Source organism: Moraxella boevrei DSM 14165 (assembly GCF_000379845.1).
GTDB classification, from domain to species: domain Bacteria; phylum Pseudomonadota; class Gammaproteobacteria; order Pseudomonadales; family Moraxellaceae; genus Faucicola; species Faucicola boevrei.
On the sequence record NZ_KB903805.1, the window covers coordinates 1 to 1,953 of the forward strand.

5 protein-coding genes are annotated in these 1,953 nt (G+C 41.4%); 2 read left to right on the plus strand and 3 right to left on the minus strand.

Going from position 1 to position 1,953, the window contains the following annotated elements:
* Positions 1-90 precede the first annotated feature (90 nt).
* Positions 91-285 carry a type II toxin-antitoxin system RelE/ParE family toxin gene (locus tag A3G3_RS13625; protein ID WP_019520335.1) on the minus strand — a complete coding sequence of 65 codons (195 nt, stop codon included), beginning with the start codon at positions 283-285 and terminating at the stop codon, positions 91-93.
* Positions 286-363: 78 nt separating this feature from the next.
* Between A3G3_RS13625 and A3G3_RS0109760 the strand changes: the two genes are divergently transcribed.
* Positions 364-945, plus strand: coding sequence for a tail assembly protein (locus A3G3_RS0109760; protein ID WP_019520336.1), 582 nt, complete (start codon positions 364-366; stop codon positions 943-945).
* Here A3G3_RS0109760 and A3G3_RS14870 read toward each other — a convergent pair.
* Complete coding sequence (locus tag A3G3_RS14870; protein ID WP_019520337.1) at positions 942-1,208, minus strand: BrnA antitoxin family protein; 267 nt, start codon at positions 1,206-1,208, stop codon at positions 942-944. The genes A3G3_RS0109760 and A3G3_RS14870 overlap by 4 nt on opposite strands.
* A 26-nt stretch (positions 1,209-1,234) precedes the next feature.
* Entirely contained in the window at positions 1,235-1,510 is a 276-nt protein-coding gene (locus A3G3_RS0109770) for a BrnT family toxin (RefSeq protein WP_019520338.1), read from the minus strand.
* A 67-nt stretch (positions 1,511-1,577) separates the two neighbouring features.
* Between A3G3_RS0109770 and gpJ the strand changes: the two genes are divergently transcribed.
* Positions 1,578-1,953, plus strand: a 376-nt coding sequence (gene gpJ / locus A3G3_RS0109775; RefSeq protein ID WP_026212974.1) for a TipJ family phage tail tip protein, incomplete at its 3' end; no start/stop codon positions are given.

Below are 1,953 nucleotides of genomic sequence, written 5' to 3' on the forward strand. Positions count from 1 at the left end.
GTGTGTATGTTTTACGTACTTTTGTCATGAGATTATGCCTCCGTTTGGGCTATTATAATCTCTTAGCAGCTGTCTAGGTTTATTATGCCACTACAATTGACCGTCTCTATTGCCAACCAGTTTTTCCAAACGATTGGCAGGTGGTGAAGGCAAATCTGCCAAACTTATGGCATTGTCAAGCATGGTTAATTTGCGTTCGGCAACGGATAAAAAGTTTGAAAAAACACGGCTTGTACCTGTTTCAAAAAGAGCTTGTGTGTCTTTGCAGTTAAAACTTTTTATCATGACTACAACCTATTATTTTAATAGGTTCATTTTATACCGATAAACGATAAATTGCAATGATTTTAAAAGGAAAAACTCATGAAAATCATACAACTACACGGCATTTTAGCCAAAAAATTCGGCAGATTTTTTAAATTACAAGTCAATTCCGCTAAAGAAGCGGTTCATGCGATAGCAGTCCAACTCCCTACCTTTCGCCAATTTATGAATGATAGCGAACGCTTGGGCTATCGCTTTGCGGTATTTAACGGCAAAAAACGTAATGCAAAAACCAACATCGGCGAAAATGAGCTTGACAACATTACCACGGCAAACCACATTCACATTGTCCCAAAAATTATCGGCTCAGGCGGTAAAGGCATGGCATGGTTACAAGTGATTGCAGGTGTTGCGTTGGTTGCCACAGGCTTTGGGGCAGGGCTTGTAAATTGGTCGCTTGTGGGGGCAGGTACAGGGCTATTATTGGGCGGTGTCTCAACTTTGTTAATGCCAACGCCCAAACTTGACCCCGAGAATGAAGATGGCAACAAACCCAACAATGGTTTTGGCGGTGCGGTTACCACGGTGGCACAGGGCAATCCAGTCCCTATCCTGTATGGCGAACGAGAGGTGGGCGGTTTTATCGCTTCGGCAGGGATTTATACTGAAGATAAAGCCTAATGTGTGGCAACCCACTCACGCAAAACATTGTTTAAGCGTGTTTGCCAACCTTTGCCAGTGGCTTTAAAGTAATTCACAATATCGCTATCAAGCCGAATACTCACCGCTTGTTTGGGATTGTCGCTAACTGGTCTGCCAAGTTTTGCCCTAAGTTCGGTGAGATTTTGGCTGACAATGGCATTGTCCCAATCAAAATGTTCATCTGATTTTTCTACCGTTTTGGGGGCGTTGGCAAGTAATAAGGCTAAATTTGGCTTTGTCATAATTTTATCCAATCTACAAAAGGTTGTTAAGCACCATAAATGGCTTTGATAAATTTTTTCGTTTCTTGTTTGTCAGCAGGACGGATTGAAATAATGTGCGGTTTTTCACGGTCAGTCCATATCATAAAAACAACACGGTTATCCAAAATGCCATAACTTTGCAAACGTTGCTCGCCATAATGAATGCGATTGTCTTCATCGGTTAGCATGGGATTATCAAAAATACTTTCACAACTAATAAAATCAATCCCATGTTTGTTAATATTGGTTAATCGCTTGTCTTCATCGTAACTGATAGGCATAACTGACCCATTGAATAAAGTTTTTATTATTGTATATACAATAATTCTAGTTGTCAAGGAAATTACTATGCAAATTTACGGCTCAAAAAAAGGTCAATCACAACCAAAAAAAACCCACATTGCCAAAGACGATTTAAATTCAACCAGTTTTTACAAAGGCTTGTACGGACTTTGCGAAGGGGAAATATTCGGTCTTTCAGACGGTGGCAAATCCATTCGTCTTGACGGAACGCCACTTATCAATGCAAACGGACAGCCCAATTTTAAGGGCGTAACGTGGGATTTTCGCACAGGTACATTAGACCAAAGCCATATTGCAGGCTTCCCTGCGGTGGAAAACGAGCAAAACATTGGCGTAGAACTTCGCCACGACCGCCCATACACAAAGGCGATTAACAACAAAGAACTCTCAGCGGTGCGTGTACGGCTAAATCTTAACGCCT

Bases quoted from the DNA above. Each gene is read 5' to 3' on its own strand.
- A3G3_RS13625 (WP_019520335.1), bottom strand. From the start codon at position 285: ATGATAAAAAGTTTTAACTGCAAAGACACACAAGCTCTTTTTGAAACA.
- A3G3_RS0109760 (WP_019520336.1), top strand. From the start codon at position 364: ATGAAAATCATACAACTACACGGCATTTTAGCCAAAAAATTCGGCAGA.
- A3G3_RS14870 (WP_019520337.1), bottom strand. From the start codon at position 1,208: ATGACAAAGCCAAATTTAGCCTTATTACTTGCCAACGCCCCCAAAACG.
- A3G3_RS0109770 (WP_019520338.1), bottom strand. From the start codon at position 1,510: ATGCCTATCAGTTACGATGAAGACAAGCGATTAACCAATATTAACAAA.